We start from the raw sequence: 13,595 nt of genomic DNA on the forward strand, positions 1-13,595 counted from the left end.
CTAGGCCTCGGAAAAGAGCTTCTTCAGCGCTTCGCGAACGCGGCGTTTCTTGAGCCCCCTGGCCTCGAGCGCCGCCTGGTAGGTGCTGGGGTCCACGAGCTCGGCGAGGGCCTCCCGCTCCGTCCTGGAGAGCGTGGCGGCGTGGAGGACATGCTCCTCGAACGCGGCCCAGGTCAGGGGGACCCGGGCCTTGACGATCTCGGCGATCGCCCTGGCGTAGGCCCGGATCTCCTCCTGGGCGTGGGGGTCGAGCCTGAGCTTGAGGAAGTGCAGGAGGTTGTGCAGGTCCTGCTTCCAGTAGAACTCGGTGTAGATGCCCACCGGGAGCAGCACCCGGGCTTCCTCCCGGGCCACCCCGAGCGCCAGGAGCTTTTGGTAGGCGGCGTAGGCGTCCCGGTAGGCGTCCTCCAGGATTCGGTCGGCCTCCTTGCTCTCGAAGCGGCCCTCGGAGCCCTGTTTGTTGTCCTTGGCCTGGAAGCGCCAGGCCTCGGGGTGGTAGAAGCGGTCCTCGAGGACCGAGTAGCGGGCGCTGATCTCGTTGACGCTCGCGGTGCGGTGGCGGAACCACTGCCGGGCGACGAAGATCGGGGCCCGGACGTGGAACTTGAACTCCACCATCTCGAAGGGGCTGGTGTGCCGGTGGCGCATCAGGTAGTCGATCAGCGCCGCGTCCTCGCGCTTGGTCTTGGTCCCCGGGCCGTATGAGACCCGGGCGGCCTGGACGATCGCGGCGTCCGAGCCCATCACCTCGACCAGGCGGACGAAGCCCTGATCGAGGACCGGGATCTCAGTAGACATGGAACCCCCTCAGGCCCGTGGGTTCGCTCCAGACCACCTCGAGCTGCTCCACCTTGGCGAGCCGGGGGCCGCGTTTTAAGAACGTCAAGAAGAGCTTGAGGTCCTCCTCCTCGCCCTCGGCCACGACCTCCACCCGGCCGTCGGGAAGGTTCTCCGCGTAGCCCGCGAGGTGGAGCGCTTCGGCCTTTTGCTTGGCGAACGCGCGAAACCCTACCCCCTGCACCCGTCCGCTGACCAGGGCCACGATCCGGCGTTTCATGCCTCCTAACCTATTACACGCGCTCCAGGAGTAAGCTCGACGCCGGGTGCGGCGCCTTCTTCTTCTCGCCTTGGTCCTCTTGCTCTTGCTGCCCGGCTTGCCGTTTTTGCTCAAGCCGGCGCTCGACCTCGTCCTTTCCCGGTTGGGGATCGATGGCCGGGTGGGGGCGGTCTCGGGCTACGCCCTCTTGGGGCTGACCCTGGAGGACGTCGAGCTCCACCTCCCCCAGGGGCAGCTTCGGGCCAAGCGCGTTCGCGTCGCCTACCAGTTGCTTGGCCTCTTCACCAAGACCCTTCCCTTGCGTCTTTCCTTGGAGCAGGCCGAGCTCTCGACCGACTGGGACGCCTTGCTGTCGCCGGCGGCGCCCGCGGCACCGCCGGCGGTCCGCCCGGTCCTCCTGGGGCTCGAGCTCTCCGGGGTGCGAATCAAGGTCGCGGCCCGGACGGGCCAAGCTCTGCCCCCGCTCGAAGCCCGGTTGGACGGGAGCGGTCCCTATCGGGTGGCCTTCTCGCTTCCCGACGGCGGGGGAACGGGCAGGTTGGACCTCAAGCGCCAGCGCTTCGTCTTCGACGCGGACCTCAGGGCGGCCCGCTACTGGTATCCGGAGATCGAGCGGGGTCGGCTTTTCGGGCAGCTGACCTTCGCCGGCGTTCCGCGGCTCTCGGCCCGGATCGAGGACGCCGTGCTCAGCCTGGTGGGCTTCCCCATCGCCGGCGTCTCCGGTCAGGTGACCTGGGACGGCAAGGTCGTGCAGGCGGAGCTCGCGGGACGGAGCCTTGAGGGGCCGGTCACCGCGAAGGGACGGGTGGAGATCGACCGCGAGCGCTACGCGTTTACCGTGCAGGCCAAGCCTACGCTGCGGGCGCTAGGGGCGCACTTTGGCTGGCCCCTTCCCGTCGAGGGGCGGGGGACGCTTTCGCTGAGGGTCACCGGCTGGGAGGCCCCGCGGGTCGAGGGGCGGTTTACCGGGGCCCCGGTGCTTTTGGGACAGTCCCTCACGCTCGAGGGGCGGCTCGGCTACGACGCCGGATTCTGGCTCGAGGGCAGCGTGCACGGCCGCTTCTTGGACCGTCAGGCCCGGCTCGCGGTTCGCGTCAAGGACGACCGCTACCGGCTCGACTACACCGACGACCGGGGCAGCGTGCTCTCGCTTACGGGCCGGGGGCCTAAAGGCGAGGGCGGGGGCCGCCTGGTCTGGCCGCAGCCCTTCGTGGGCACGGCGCGGCTGGCCTACGCGTTTTCCGGCGACCGTTGGTGGGTGACGAGCGAAAGTCCGGAGGTCCGGCTTCCTCTCTTCCAGCCCCTCGACCTCTCCGGCCGCACCGAAGGGAAGGGGGAGGCGGTCAGGGGCGCGCTCGGGCCGCTGGCGCTCTCGGGAAGGCTTTCCGACCTCGCCTGGCGTCTCGAACCGGTGCCGATGGTGGTGGGAACCCTTTCCGGGGAGGGCCGCTACACCGGTCGCCTTGCCGGGACGCTGCGCTACCGCTCGCCCTACGCGCGGCTCGACCTCGCGCTGTCCCAGGATGCACAGGGCGTGGCGTTCAGCGGAGCGGGGGTCGAGGCGCGCTACGGGCCCGCTGGCTTTTCCCTTCGCGTCGAGGCTCTACCGATCGAACTCTTTGGTCCGCTCACGTTGAAGGGCGAGGCCCGCTTCCGCGACGGCGTTTGGGCCGGCCGCTGGCGTCTGGAGGGGGCCTGGCTCTCCGCGGCGGGACGCCTTTCCGGCCAAGAGACCGCCTTTGAGGGGACGGTGCTGGACCTGCCCTTTCGCGGCAGGGCTGGGGCGGACGGGCTGGTGCTCTTCGCCGACGCCGCCGAGCTGCGCTACCGCGAGGGGCGGTGGACCTACCGGGGGCGGCTGGGGTACCGGGGGGTTTTGCTCGCAGGGCAGCTCGTCTACGCTAAGCGGCGTTTCCTCGGCGAACTCTCCCTTACCGGTCCGGAGGGGATCCGGGCCCGCCTCCGCGGCCGGGGTAAGGTACTCGAGCTCGTCAGCGAGGGCCCGATCGCCTTGGAGGGCACGCTTTTCCCCGAGGTCCGGCTCTCGGGAACGATCGGGCCCTACGCGCGTTCTGGGTTCCGCTTGGAACGGACGCCGGTCCGGGTTCAAGGGACCCGGATCACCTTCCCGCGGGGGGAAGTGGACCTTGCCTCGGGGCGCTTCGAGGGGCGCCTGGGGCTCTCGGTGCTGGGCGATTCCGCCGAGCTTCGCTTTCGCGGGGACCGCGAGCGGGGGCAGGTGGCGCTCTTGGGAGCGCGGTGGCACGTGGTGGCCACGGGGCCCTGGAACGCGCTCGAGGTCCGCGCCAGCGGAGCGTTTGGCCCGCTCCGCCCCTGGGCGAGTGGGCGCGTGGACCTGTTCGCGCGGCGCTACCAGGCCAGCCTGGGGCTTGAAGGGGTCGAGGGCGCGCTGTCCCTCGCCGGCGTGGGCACGGAGGTGCGCTATGCGGGCCGTTTCGTCCAGGGAGGCGTGTTGGAGCTCCGCGGGGACCGGCGGGGGCTCAGCCTTACCGCACGGAATTTCGACCTCGCCCCGTTCGGCCTGGACGCCCGGCTCTCCGGCCGCTTTGAAAGCGCCGGGCCCAGCGCCAACCTCACCTTGGCGGGGCCGCTCGGGTCGGTTCGGGTCCTCGGCGAGGGCCGGCTGGTCCTGCGCCTGGACAGCCCCTTGGCCGAAGGCTGGGGAACCTACGAAGCGGGGGCGCTCGCCCTTTGGATGACCTCCCGGCTGGAGGCGCTCCCCGGGGCCCTCTTCATCCGCTACCGGGACGGGCGGCTCTTCGGCGAGGGCAGCGGAGCCTACAGGCTCTGGGGCCTCGGCGCGCGGCCATGGACGTGGCGCCTCTCGGGAGCGCGCTGGCAGCTGACCGGTCCCCTGGAGGTCCAGGGAGAGGGGCTGACGTATCGGGGCAAGGTTGCCTTGCAGACCGAGCGGTTTGGGTTGGCGGGCGCCTTCTCTGGCGAGGGGGCGCGCTATCGCGGCGCGCTCGACCTCCGCCTGGGGCGGGCGCTCGGCGCGGTGCGGTTCGAGGGGGATCCTGACCTCCGCCTCGTCGCCCGGCTTCCCGGCGGGACGTTGAAGATCGAGGATGGGGTGCTCGAGGTCCCCGGGCTCGAGCTCGCTCCGCTCTTCGAGGCGCTGGGCCTGCCCGGCTCGGGGCGGATCGAGGGGCGGCTGGGGGCCGGCGGCCGGCTTCGCGGAGCGATCGTCCTCGCCGGACAGCGCGTGGCGTTCTCCCTGCGGGAGAGCGGGGGGATCCTCTGGGCTTCGGACCTTCAGGCCGGGCTGCGGCTGCGCCGCTTTGGGGGCACGCTCGAGGGCTTCGGCCGCCTTTCCGGCCGGCTCCAGGTCCGGCCCTTGGCGGGTAGGCTCGTCTACCGCGATGGCTTCGAGGCTGGCCTCGAGGCCGGTCCTTCCCGGGTGCAGTTCAGCTTCAAGGGTGGGGGACTGCTGGCGATGGCGCGCCTGGAGGCGGGGGCGCTGAGCGGAGCGGTGCGCTACCTCGGCCCCTGCGGGGAGGGGACGTTGCGCTTTCGCGGGCCCCCCGACGCCCCCGCTGGGCGCGGCTGGCTGGACTGGCGCTGTGGTCTGCGCCAGTCGGGGGCGATCCGTCTCGAAGCGGACCGGCTCTCCTGGGACGCGCCGCTCGGCGTCGCCCTGACCTGGGGCAAGGGCGTGGGGCTCCGCCTCAACGGGCAGGCTCCCCTGGGCGATGGGGGACGGCTTGTGGCCGACCTCGGCTGGCGCGCGGCGGGCTTTTTGGGAACGCTCTCAGCCGACCTGGCCGGATTACACCTTCGAGCACAGGCCGAGGACGGGGCACTGAGCTGGCGGCTTTGGGGTCCCGGCCTCCACGGCGAGGGCGGGCTTTTGCCCGACGGCGGCCTCTTTGGACAGCTCTCTTATCGCAGCGACCTCGGTCCCCTCGCGCTTGCGGCCCAGGCCAAGCTGGCCGGTTCGGCCTTCGCCCCCCGCCTGTTCGGCGAGGGGACGCTTTCGGGGCAGCGCCAGCGCCTGCCCTTCGCCTTTGGCTACGGACCGGGCCCCTGGCTTGTGGCCCAAGGCAAGGGGATTCGCTTGCAGCTCGACGGGCGCCTGGCGAGCGCGGCGCTGGATCTGGACCTCGAGCCCTGGATCGGGGTTGCGCTGCGCCTTCAAGGCCGGGCGGTGGACGACCTCGATCGCTTCAGGCTTCCCCTGCGTCTTACCGGCGTCGGGCTGGACCTCAGCGGGGCGCTTGACCTGCCCCGACGCCGGCTTGAGCTCTCGGGGACCGGCCCGGGCGGGCCGGTGCGGCTCTCGGCCACCCCCGAGGAGGCCTGGGTCGAGGCCGACCTCGACCGGGTGAGGGGACGCGCGGGCTGGCGCGCGGGCTGGGGGCTTTTCGGGCACCTGGAGGCCGAGGCCCTCGGCCAGCGCCTGGGGATCGAGCTCGCCCGGAACACCCTGGCGGTCCGCGGCGACGGCGCCCTCGTCGTCGATCTCAGGACGCGGCGCGCCAGCGGGGCGCTGCGCCTCGGTCCGCTGCTCTTGGACGGCGAAGGGAAGACGGTCTTGCTCGCCGGGGACGGGGCGCTTTCCGGTCTCTCGGGGCACCTCGACCTGGCAGCGCTGACGCTGGAATGGGGCTATCGCGGACCGCTCCCCGGAGGCGTGGGGCGGGCCGAGGTGCGGGGGCGGTGGCCCGGTCCCTGGGCCGAAGGGCGGCTCTGGCTGGGCCAGGAGGCGGTCGTGCTGCGCGGAGAGGGCGCCCTGCTCGAGCTCCAAGGCCCCCACCTCTCGGGGCGGCTGACGCCCGGAGGAGTGCTCCTTTCGCTCGCCGACTTCTACGGCTTTCGGGGGACGATCGAGGGGCCTTGGGACGGGTTTCGGGGGGCGCTCGTTGGCTACGACACCCGGATCGCCCTGAAGCGCGTTCCCGTTGGCGTCGCCGTCACGCTCTCCGGGCGCGTCGAGGGCCGCTTCACCGCGGGAGCGGGGGGCCTTTCAGGGCAGGTGGCTTTTTCCGGCGGCCGGCTGCGTCTCGGCCCCGGCCTTCGGGCCGCGGGCGTGGTCTTGGACCGGCCCTTTTTGGCCACCCCCGAGCGCGTGGTCTGGGACGGGCTGACCTTCGATCCCCGGGCGCGCACCTTCGCCGGCGAGGCCCGGCTCGGGTCCCTCTCGCTGGTCGGCGCGGGTCCGCGCCTCGTCGCCCGTTACGACGGGCTGACGCTTGAGTTCGACGCGGCCACGGCGACCCTCGCCCTGCGCCACGCCAAGGCCACGGGGGCGCTCCTCTGGCGGAGCGGCACCTTTTCCGGCCGTCTGGACTACGGGCCCTTGCGTTTGGAGGGGGCGGGTCCCCGTCTCCTCGGCAGCCTCCGTCACCCGCCGGTTCCCGGCACCCCTTTGGACGTGGGCCGGTTGGAGCTCGTGTTGGCGCGCGACCTGAGCTGGCGCCTCGTCTACCGGAGCGGTCCGCTGACGGTCAAGGGGGATGGACGGGCCCTTGCCGGTAAGCTTCGCCTGCAGAGTCCCTGGGGTGGTGGCACGCTCGTCCTCGACGCGGGTGGCTGGCAGGGGAGCTGGCGGCTTGCCGGGGTGCCGGTGTTCGGGCGGGCGCTTGACCTGAGCCTCGTGCCGGGGGCCGCCGGATTTCGCTTGCGGGGTGCCGAGGGCGAGCTCATCGGGGAGGCCATCTTCTCCGGCTACCGCCCCACCGCGGCCAGGGTCTACACCACGGGGCTCGTGCTGGAGAAGGTGCCGGAGGTGCGGCGCATCCTACCCGGCCTCGCGGGCCGGCTCGCCGGCGCCCTCGTCTGGCGGCCCGGGGAGACGACGGTGCAGCTGGGCTCGGCGGCGCTGGGGGCCGAGGGCCGGGCGCACCCCTTCGCGCTCACCTGGAGCAACGGCGACGGGCAGGTGCTCTGGGATGGCCTCTCGTTGCGCTTCGGGCTGGGCGCAAAACGGCTCCGCTTGGTCGGGCGGCTGGAAGGGCTCGACCTCTCGAGCCTGGTGGCCTGGTGGGCCCCCTCGGTGGCCGGAGAGGTGCGGGCAAGCGGCGCGTTTTCCGCCGAGTTGCCCCGGGAGCGGCCGCAGGAGGGCGCGCTGCGGCTCGCGCTAGAGCGCGTCCGCGTCGCCAGTGAGCACCAGACCCTGCTGGGACGGCTCGCGCTCGATTACACCGCCGGGACCTGGACGTTGCGGACGCTCGCGTTCGACGGGGACGGCCGCTGGCGCGGCGGGGGACGCTGGGTCATGGGCGAGGGCGGCGACCTATGGATTCGGCTCGAGCGCACCGACCTCAGCCCGGTCTTGGCGCTCGTCCCGCGCTGGTCGAAGCTTTCCCCGGGGTTCGTCGGTGACCTCTCCCTCACCGCCAAGGGGCGGCGTCTTGAGGCCCGCGCGAAGGGCCGCTGGGGACTGGGCACCCTCCGTGGCGGCCTGGACCTCTTGGGGAGCTACGTGCCGAAGGGCAGGGCGGTGCTCGAGGGCCGGGTGGAGGGGGATCCGCCCCTGGCCTTTGCCTTCGACCTTCGGGGACATGGGGATCTCAAGGCCTTCGTCCTCGAGGGACGGGGCCGCTTGGCTCCGGAGGGGGTCTCGCCCCTGGAGGGGCTTGCCTTCCGCCTGGCCTGGCCGAGCACCGCGCTCACCCTCTCCTGGGAGGGGCTGCGGGGCGAGGGCCGGCTTCAGCCTCTGGCCCTGACCTTCTCGGGGCCGGTCCGCCTGGCCGCGCCCGATTACTACCTGGCGAAGGCCGAGGCTGAGCTCGCGCTGCGCCTGAGGCAGGCGCCCGAGGGCGGCTACGTCCTCGGCGGCGAGGTGCGCGTCCAGCAGGCCTTGCTCGCCCTGCCGGAGACCCCGATCCCAGTTCGCGAAGGGGACCGGGCCCTCCCGCTCAAGTTCGACGGGCTGCACCTGGTGGCCGAGCGTGGGGTCTTCGTTCGGGCCCCCCTGGTCGAGGCCGAGCTCGGCGCCGACCTCTACCTCGGAGGGACGGCGGCTGCCCCTTACCTGAGCGGAGCGGCGCGCGCGCTCGAGGGGAGCTTCTTGCTCTTCAGCCGCCGCTTTACCCTGATCGAGGGCTGGGCGCGTTTCGCCCCGGACCATCGCCTCTTGCCCGAGGTCTTCCTGAGGGCCAAGGCGGAGACCCCGTCCGGGCCGGTCTACCTGGTCGCCGAGGGGCGGGTGGTGGCGCGTGAGGGCCAGCTGGCCTTCGAGCTCGATCCCTGCTTGAGCCTGGCGCCCGCCACCGACCTCCTTTCCTGCCGCGCCAGCCCCCAGGAGCAAGCCGCGGCGCGGCTTTTGGGCCTCGAGGAGGCGAGCGTCGAGGGGGTGGCCGGGAGTGCGGTCGAGAACCTCCTCGTCAACCAGCTGGAAAACGCCCTGGCTAAGGCCCTGGGGCTCGACGTGGTGCGGGTGGAGAGCCGGGTCTTCAGCGGCGAGGGGATCGCCTCCACCCGCTTTACCCTGGGGAAGTTCGTGCGCCCGGACCTCTACCTGGCCTACGACTGGTCTCCGGAGGGCGGCTCCAAGCTCTACGCCCGGGTGCGCCGGGACGGGGTGACCCTCGAGTTCACGACCGACGTTTCGCCCGAGCCCTCGCCCGAGTTCTCGCTGCGCTATGCCTTTGCGCCGGACCTCTCCGGGCTCTTGCAGCTGGGCCGGGACCGCTTCGCGCTGGGCCTCGAGTGGCGCCCCTGAGCGTTGCTAAAACTTAAGCAAACAATTATCATATTCCTTGAAAGGGGGTGGCGATATGGAACAGGACCTGAGGAAGGACCTCGACGCCTTGCGGGAGGACTTGGCCCGGCTCAAGGAGGACTTGAACCGGGTGCGCGAGGCCATCGCCGCGTTGGGCAAGAGCGAGGTCGATGAGGCGAAGGCCCGGCTCGAGGCCGAGGCCCGGCGGATCACCGAAGAGCTCAACCGAAAGGCCGAGGAGCTGACCTCGACGCTAAAGGGGCGGATCGAGGAGGTTGAGCGCCAGATCGAGGAAAAGCCGCTGGTCAGCGTGGCCGCGGCCTTCGTCGTGGGGCTCGTGCTCGGCAAGCTCTTTGATCGGAGGTAGCGCTTGACCAAGCTGGCCGAGTTCTTAACCGCGCTCTTCGACTACCTAAGGGCCGAGACCACGGCCTTAAAACGCGGGCTCGGCCAGGTCGCCTGGGCGCTCTTGGTCTTGCTGGTGGCGGCCGCGGTGCTTTTCTTGGGGTTGGCCTTTTTTCTCGCCGGGGTCTACCTGGCCTTGCTCGAGCCCCTCGGCGCGCCCGGCGCGGCCTTCGTGACTGCGGGGCTGACGCTGATCCTGACCGGAGGTCTGGTATGGTACGCGAAGACGAGCTTGAAGTGAAGCGCGCCCGCGAGCGGTTGCTCGAGGCCGCCCGGGCCGCGGACCGGGAAGTGCGGATGCCGGTTTGGGCGCTCCTTGCCTTGGGGCTCGGCCTTGGCCTGCTCGCCGGCCGGTATCCCGGGCTTCGGAGGTGGGCATGGCGGAGGCTGGGCAGGCACTAACCGAGGCGATCGCCACCGCCTCGAACCTGGTGGCCAAGGCCCCCAAGGTCGAGGGGGTGCCCACCGGGGTCGAGGGGCTGGACGAGCTCTTCTTCACCGTCACCTTCGAAAAGGGCCGCCCTCGGGCGGTTCCCCTCGGCGGTTTTCCCCGCTACGCGGCGGTCCACGTCACCGGGGTCTCGGACACCGGGAAGAGCCTCCTTGCCGAGCAGTTCGCCCTGAGCCAGGCGGCGCGCGGTGAGGGGGTGGTCTTCGTCACCGTGGAGAGCCCGGCGGGCTTCGTCAGCGTGGGCCTGGAGCAGCGGCGCATGGCGATGGGCATCGACAAGGCGGCGATGGACCGGATCGCCATGGTCGACGCCGCGATGCACGACGCGGTCCGCGAGGACCTGCCCACATTCTTCGCCACCGTGGGCGCGGCGGTCGAGGCGGTCGACGCCCAGCACCTGGTGGTGGACTCGCTGACCGGGCTCTACGAGGCCCGGGAGATCCAGGCCCGCAGCGTGGTGCGCAAGGTCTACCAGTTCGTCAAGGTCCACGACCTGACCGCGGTCCTGACCTCGCAAAAGCGCTCCGGCCACGAGGAGCTCTCCGCCGAGGCCGCCGGGGGCTTCGCGGTCAGCCACATCCTCGACGTCACCCTGGTCCTGGCCAAAAAGCTCGTGTTGTCCTCTGCCCAGGCCCGTATCTGGCGGGCCCCGATCGGGGAGCTGGTGCGCTTTCTGCGCATCGACGGCTCCCGGCTCTCCGGCCATGACACCCGCACCCACTTCCTCGAGATCACCCGGGAGGGGCTCTTGCGGGTGGGCCCCCCGATTGGAGGTGAGGCATGATCGAGGTGACGCCAAAGGCCAGTGAGGAAGCGCTCGAAGCCTTGGTCCTGCGGGTCTTCCTGAAGACGATCGACCTGGTTGGCGGTCCCAAGGCGCTGGCGGAAAAGCGCCACCTGACCTGGGCCAACTCCTTGATGAGCGCCTCCTACGTCGTGGTGTTGCACGAAGAGGCCTTGAAGAGCGCGGATGAGATCGCGGCGGAGCTCGGTATCTCCCGGGCCACGGTGCACAACATCCTTCGCGCCGATCCGGACCTTGCGCTGAAGAAGGTCCGCGAGCTCGGCGAGGGAGAGAACATCCGCGTTCACCTTGCGGGCGGACTGGCCAAGGCCGCCTACCGCCTGGTCCGGCTGGGTCAGGAGGAGCCGCGGGTGTTGCGCGACTTCCTCGAGCGCTTCGTCGAGCTCTTCGACATCCCCTGGGCCTACCTGGTGCTGAAGGCGATCAAAGGCCTGGACTTCCCGGTCACCGACCCCGCCGCCCTCAAGGCGCGCTTTGAGGGCCTGCGCCTTTCCGGTCACGACGCGGTGGCGATCGCTGAGGCGCTGGAGTACCCGATCCAGAGCCCGGCCGAGCTCTTGCACCAGATCAAGATGCACCTCGGCGGGCGCTAGTCCAGCGCGGAAAGGAGCGCCTCGGGCGGGATCCGCCCGGGGCGCAGCACCTTTTTACGGGTCAGGTCGAAGACCGTCGAGGCCACCGCCCCTGCCGTTCCGGGAACGACGAAATCCGCCCCCAACGCCCGGGCCTGGGCCACGTTTTGGACCGGGGGCCGCCCGCTGGGGTTGGCGCTGGTCGCGGCCAGCGCTCCGCCGAGGTCCGCGATCAGGGCGCGGAGCCGGGGATCCGCGGGCACCCGGAGGCCGATCTTCCCCTTCGGGGTGAGCCTCGGGCCGAGGTCCACGTGGGCCTCGGCCACCACCGTCAGGGGGCCGGGCCAGAACGCGCGCCCCAGCCGCTTGAGCGCTTTCCGTTGGGCGGGGGCGGCGAGTCGCACTGCGGTGTCCAGGTCGGCGACCAGGACCTGCAAGGGCTTGTTCGCCGAGCGGCCCTTGATCGTAAAGATCCGTTCGACCGCCTCGGGGTGCCTGGGGTCGGCGACCAGTCCCCAGACGGTATCGGTGGGCAGGGCGACCACCCCACCCCGGGTGATCACCGCGCGCGCGGTTTTCCACGGGTCGCGCATTCGCTCGCATATACTATGGGCATATGCCCGTTTACCGCTACCGCGCCAAGGACCGGCAGGGCCGGGCCGTGGCCGCCACGATCGAGGCCAGCGACGTGCGCGCGGCGGTCCGCGCCTTGCGGGACAAGGGCTACCTGATCACCGAGATCAAGGAGCCGGGAAAGGGGCTGCAGGCCGAGATCAGCCTGGGCTTTCTCGAGCCCGGGCCCTCGCTCAAGGACCTCGCGATCTTCAGCCGACAGCTGGCGACGATGATGGGTGCCGGCTTGCCGATCGTCCAGGCCCTCTCGATTTTGGAAAAGCAAACCGAGAACAAGAAGTTCAAGAAGATCTTGAAGGCGATTCGCGACGACGTCGAGGCGGGGATGTCCTTCTCCGACGCCCTGGAAAAGCACCCGATCTTTAACCGGCTCTACGTCAACCTGGTCCGGGCGGGGGAGGCCTCGGGCAACCTCGACGCGATCCTGGACCGGCTGGCGACCTTTTTGGAAAAGGATCTGGAGCTCAGGGGCAAGATCAAGTCGGCGATGACCTATCCGGCGATCGTCTTCGTCTTCGCCATCCTGGTGACCTACTTCCTGCTGACGGGGATCGTGCCCCAGTTCGCTCAGATCCTCACCGACCTCGGCTCCGAGCTGCCGCTGCTCACCCGCTTTTTGATCGCGGTCTCGGACTTCTTGCGCTCGAGCACCCTGTACATCGTGATCGCGGCGATCCTCCTCGGCTTTGCCTACAACCGCTTCTACCGCACGCCCCGGGGGCGGCGGGTGGTCGACCGCATCAAGCTGCGCCTACCGGTCTTTGGGACGCTCAACAAAAAGAGCGCCTTGGCGCGCTTTTCCCGCACGCTGGGCCTCCTCTTGCACAGCGGCGTGAACATCATCGAGGCCGTGGACATCACCAAGGGCACCGCCGGCAACGCGGTGGTAGAGGACATCCTGGACGAGGCCAAGAGCTCGGTTCAGGTCGGCGAGCCGCTCTCCGCGACGCTCGCCGCCTATCCGGAGATCTTCCCCCCGATGGTCTCCTCGATGATCCGGATCGGCGAGGAGACTGGTGCGCTGGACGCGATGCTGCAGAAGGTCGCGGACTTCTACGAGCGCGAGGTCGACGAGACCGTCTCCGCCCTGACCGCGGCGATCGAGCCCTTGATGATCATCTTCCTCGGGGCGATCGTGGGGATGATCGTGGCCGGCATGTTCTTGCCGCTCTTCCAGATCATCAACACCCTCTCGACCCAGTAAAAACGTGCCGGGGCGGGAAAGGTCCCGCCCCGGAAGGCCCTTTTGCTAGCGGACGTTGCCGGTCTCGAAGGTCTGATCGATGACGTCGACCACCGAGAAGTCGCCCTCGTCGAGCGAGCCGGGCATCACCACCAAGGTGCGCCCGAGCATCTCGTGTTTGATGTCCGCGCCAGGCAGGTTGGGTCCGGCGACGATCGCGACCCGCGGCTTGAAGGTCTTGATCAGCTCCGCCACCTCCTCGCTTCCAGCCTCGCCGAGGCCCTTGTGCTCGGGCTTGGTGGCGAAGAGGAAGACCTTTTGGTAGTCCTTGAGCTCGCGCAGCACCTTCAGCCGGTACTCCGCCTCCCAGCCGGGGTAGCGCAGGCGGGTGATCTCTTCTCGGATCTCGTCGGGGTCGTCGACGATCTCCCCGCCCATACCGGCGAAGACCACGTAGCCGGGGGCGAAGCCGAAGGTACCGTGAACCCCGTGCAGGAAGGGGAAGACCACCTCGATGTTGTAGGCTTCGCGCAGGTACTCGTGGATCGGGGCGTCGTTGGGTCCGGGAACGTAGAAGGCCGGCTTGTGGAGCTTGGCCAGGGTCTTGAAGACTTCCCGGTAGGTTTCGGCCTTCTTTTCCTTGCCTGCGAGGTCCCCGACCAGGGCGATCGCGTCGACGTCGAGGTTCGGGATGACCTCCTCGAGCCGGTTGAGGTGCTCGAGGTTGCCCCGCACGTTCGCCGCTGCCAACACCTTCCGCACGTAGGTCCGCATCGCTACCTCCTTTCAAAAAACCTAATAT

General features: G+C 70.3%; 11 protein-coding genes. 7 read left to right on the plus strand and 4 right to left on the minus strand.

Features of this window, described 5'->3' with window-relative positions; translation table 11 throughout:
- Together thyX and ACZ48Y_RS02730 are read right to left on the minus strand one after the other, a co-directional pair.
- Positions 1 to 798 carry an FAD-dependent thymidylate synthase gene (gene thyX / locus ACZ48Y_RS02725; protein ID WP_464741924.1) on the minus strand — a complete coding sequence of 266 codons (798 nt, stop codon included), beginning with the start codon at positions 796 to 798 and terminating at the stop codon, positions 1 to 3.
- Positions 788 to 1,057, minus strand: a complete 270-nt coding sequence (locus ACZ48Y_RS02730; RefSeq protein WP_464741926.1) for an acylphosphatase — start codon at positions 1,055 to 1,057, stop codon at positions 788 to 790. Before ACZ48Y_RS02730 ends, thyX begins: the two co-directional genes overlap by 11 nt.
- Before the next feature lie 46 nt (positions 1,058 to 1,103).
- Between ACZ48Y_RS02730 and ACZ48Y_RS02735 the strand changes: the two genes are divergently transcribed.
- Genes ACZ48Y_RS02735 through ACZ48Y_RS02760 form a run of 6 tightly spaced genes read left to right on the plus strand, consistent with a single transcriptional unit; the run spans position 1,104 to position 10,998 of the window.
- Positions 1,104 to 8,744, plus strand: a complete 7,641-nt coding sequence (locus ACZ48Y_RS02735) for a translocation/assembly module TamB domain-containing protein (RefSeq protein ID WP_464741928.1) — start codon at positions 1,104 to 1,106, stop codon at positions 8,742 to 8,744.
- 55 nt (positions 8,745 to 8,799) lie between these two features.
- Entirely contained in the window at positions 8,800 to 9,111 is a 312-nt protein-coding gene (locus ACZ48Y_RS02740; protein WP_464741930.1) for an ElaB/YgaM/YqjD family protein, read from the plus strand.
- 3 nt (positions 9,112 to 9,114) lie between these two features.
- Positions 9,115 to 9,390, plus strand: coding sequence for a hypothetical protein (locus ACZ48Y_RS02745; RefSeq protein WP_464741932.1), 276 nt, complete (start codon positions 9,115 to 9,117; stop codon positions 9,388 to 9,390).
- Positions 9,363 to 9,551: a hypothetical protein gene (locus ACZ48Y_RS02750; RefSeq protein WP_464741934.1), complete on the plus strand. Its 189-nt coding sequence runs from the start codon at positions 9,363 to 9,365 to the stop codon at positions 9,549 to 9,551. The genes ACZ48Y_RS02745 and ACZ48Y_RS02750 overlap by 28 nt, the downstream gene beginning before the upstream one ends.
- The gene (locus ACZ48Y_RS02755) at positions 9,527 to 10,384 is read left to right on the plus strand and encodes a KaiC domain-containing protein (protein WP_464741936.1); all 858 of its coding nucleotides are present in this window, start codon (positions 9,527 to 9,529) and stop codon (positions 10,382 to 10,384) included. The genes ACZ48Y_RS02750 and ACZ48Y_RS02755 overlap by 25 nt, the downstream gene beginning before the upstream one ends.
- On the plus strand, positions 10,381 to 10,998 hold the full coding sequence (locus tag ACZ48Y_RS02760; protein ID WP_464741938.1) for a KaiC associated regulatory domain protein: 618 nt from the start codon (positions 10,381 to 10,383) through the stop codon (positions 10,996 to 10,998). The genes ACZ48Y_RS02755 and ACZ48Y_RS02760 overlap by 4 nt, the downstream gene beginning before the upstream one ends.
- On the opposite strand, the gene ACZ48Y_RS02765 is transcribed toward ACZ48Y_RS02760, so the two are convergent.
- A complete protein-coding gene (locus tag ACZ48Y_RS02765) occupies positions 10,995 to 11,570 on the minus strand; it encodes an L-threonylcarbamoyladenylate synthase (protein WP_464741940.1) in 576 nt (191 codons plus the stop codon). The two genes, ACZ48Y_RS02760 and ACZ48Y_RS02765, sit on opposite strands and share 4 nt — an antisense overlap.
- Positions 11,571 to 11,593: 23 nt before the next feature.
- On the opposite strand from ACZ48Y_RS02765, the gene ACZ48Y_RS02770 reads away from it, so the two are divergent.
- Positions 11,594 to 12,814 (plus strand): type II secretion system F family protein, encoded by a 1,221-nt coding sequence (locus ACZ48Y_RS02770; protein ID WP_464741942.1) that lies wholly within the window; start codon positions 11,594 to 11,596, stop codon positions 12,812 to 12,814.
- A 45-nt stretch (positions 12,815 to 12,859) separates the two neighbouring features.
- Here the strand turns inward: ACZ48Y_RS02770 and ACZ48Y_RS02775 are convergent, their stop codons facing one another.
- Entirely contained in the window at positions 12,860 to 13,567 is a 708-nt protein-coding gene (locus ACZ48Y_RS02775; protein ID WP_464741944.1) for a metallophosphoesterase, read from the minus strand.
- Between the last annotated feature and the right edge of the window lie 28 nt (positions 13,568 to 13,595).

Source organism: Rhabdothermus arcticus, from assembly GCF_055382915.1.

Coding starts and splice junctions, on each gene's coding strand:
- ACZ48Y_RS02765 (WP_464741940.1), bottom strand. CDS start 11,570: ATGCGCGACCCGTGGAAAACCGCGCGCGCGGTGATCACCCGGGGTGGG.
- ACZ48Y_RS02750 (WP_464741934.1), top strand. CDS start 9,363: ATGGTACGCGAAGACGAGCTTGAAGTGAAGCGCGCCCGCGAGCGGTTG.
- ACZ48Y_RS02775 (WP_464741944.1), bottom strand. CDS start 13,567: ATGCGGACCTACGTGCGGAAGGTGTTGGCAGCGGCGAACGTGCGGGGC.
- ACZ48Y_RS02755 (WP_464741936.1), top strand. CDS start 9,527: ATGGCGGAGGCTGGGCAGGCACTAACCGAGGCGATCGCCACCGCCTCG.
- ACZ48Y_RS02760 (WP_464741938.1), top strand. CDS start 10,381: ATGATCGAGGTGACGCCAAAGGCCAGTGAGGAAGCGCTCGAAGCCTTG.
- ACZ48Y_RS02740 (WP_464741930.1), top strand. CDS start 8,800: ATGGAACAGGACCTGAGGAAGGACCTCGACGCCTTGCGGGAGGACTTG.
- thyX (WP_464741924.1), bottom strand. CDS start 798: ATGTCTACTGAGATCCCGGTCCTCGATCAGGGCTTCGTCCGCCTGGTC.
- ACZ48Y_RS02730 (WP_464741926.1), bottom strand. CDS start 1,057: ATGAAACGCCGGATCGTGGCCCTGGTCAGCGGACGGGTGCAGGGGGTA.
- ACZ48Y_RS02770 (WP_464741942.1), top strand. CDS start 11,594: ATGCCCGTTTACCGCTACCGCGCCAAGGACCGGCAGGGCCGGGCCGTG.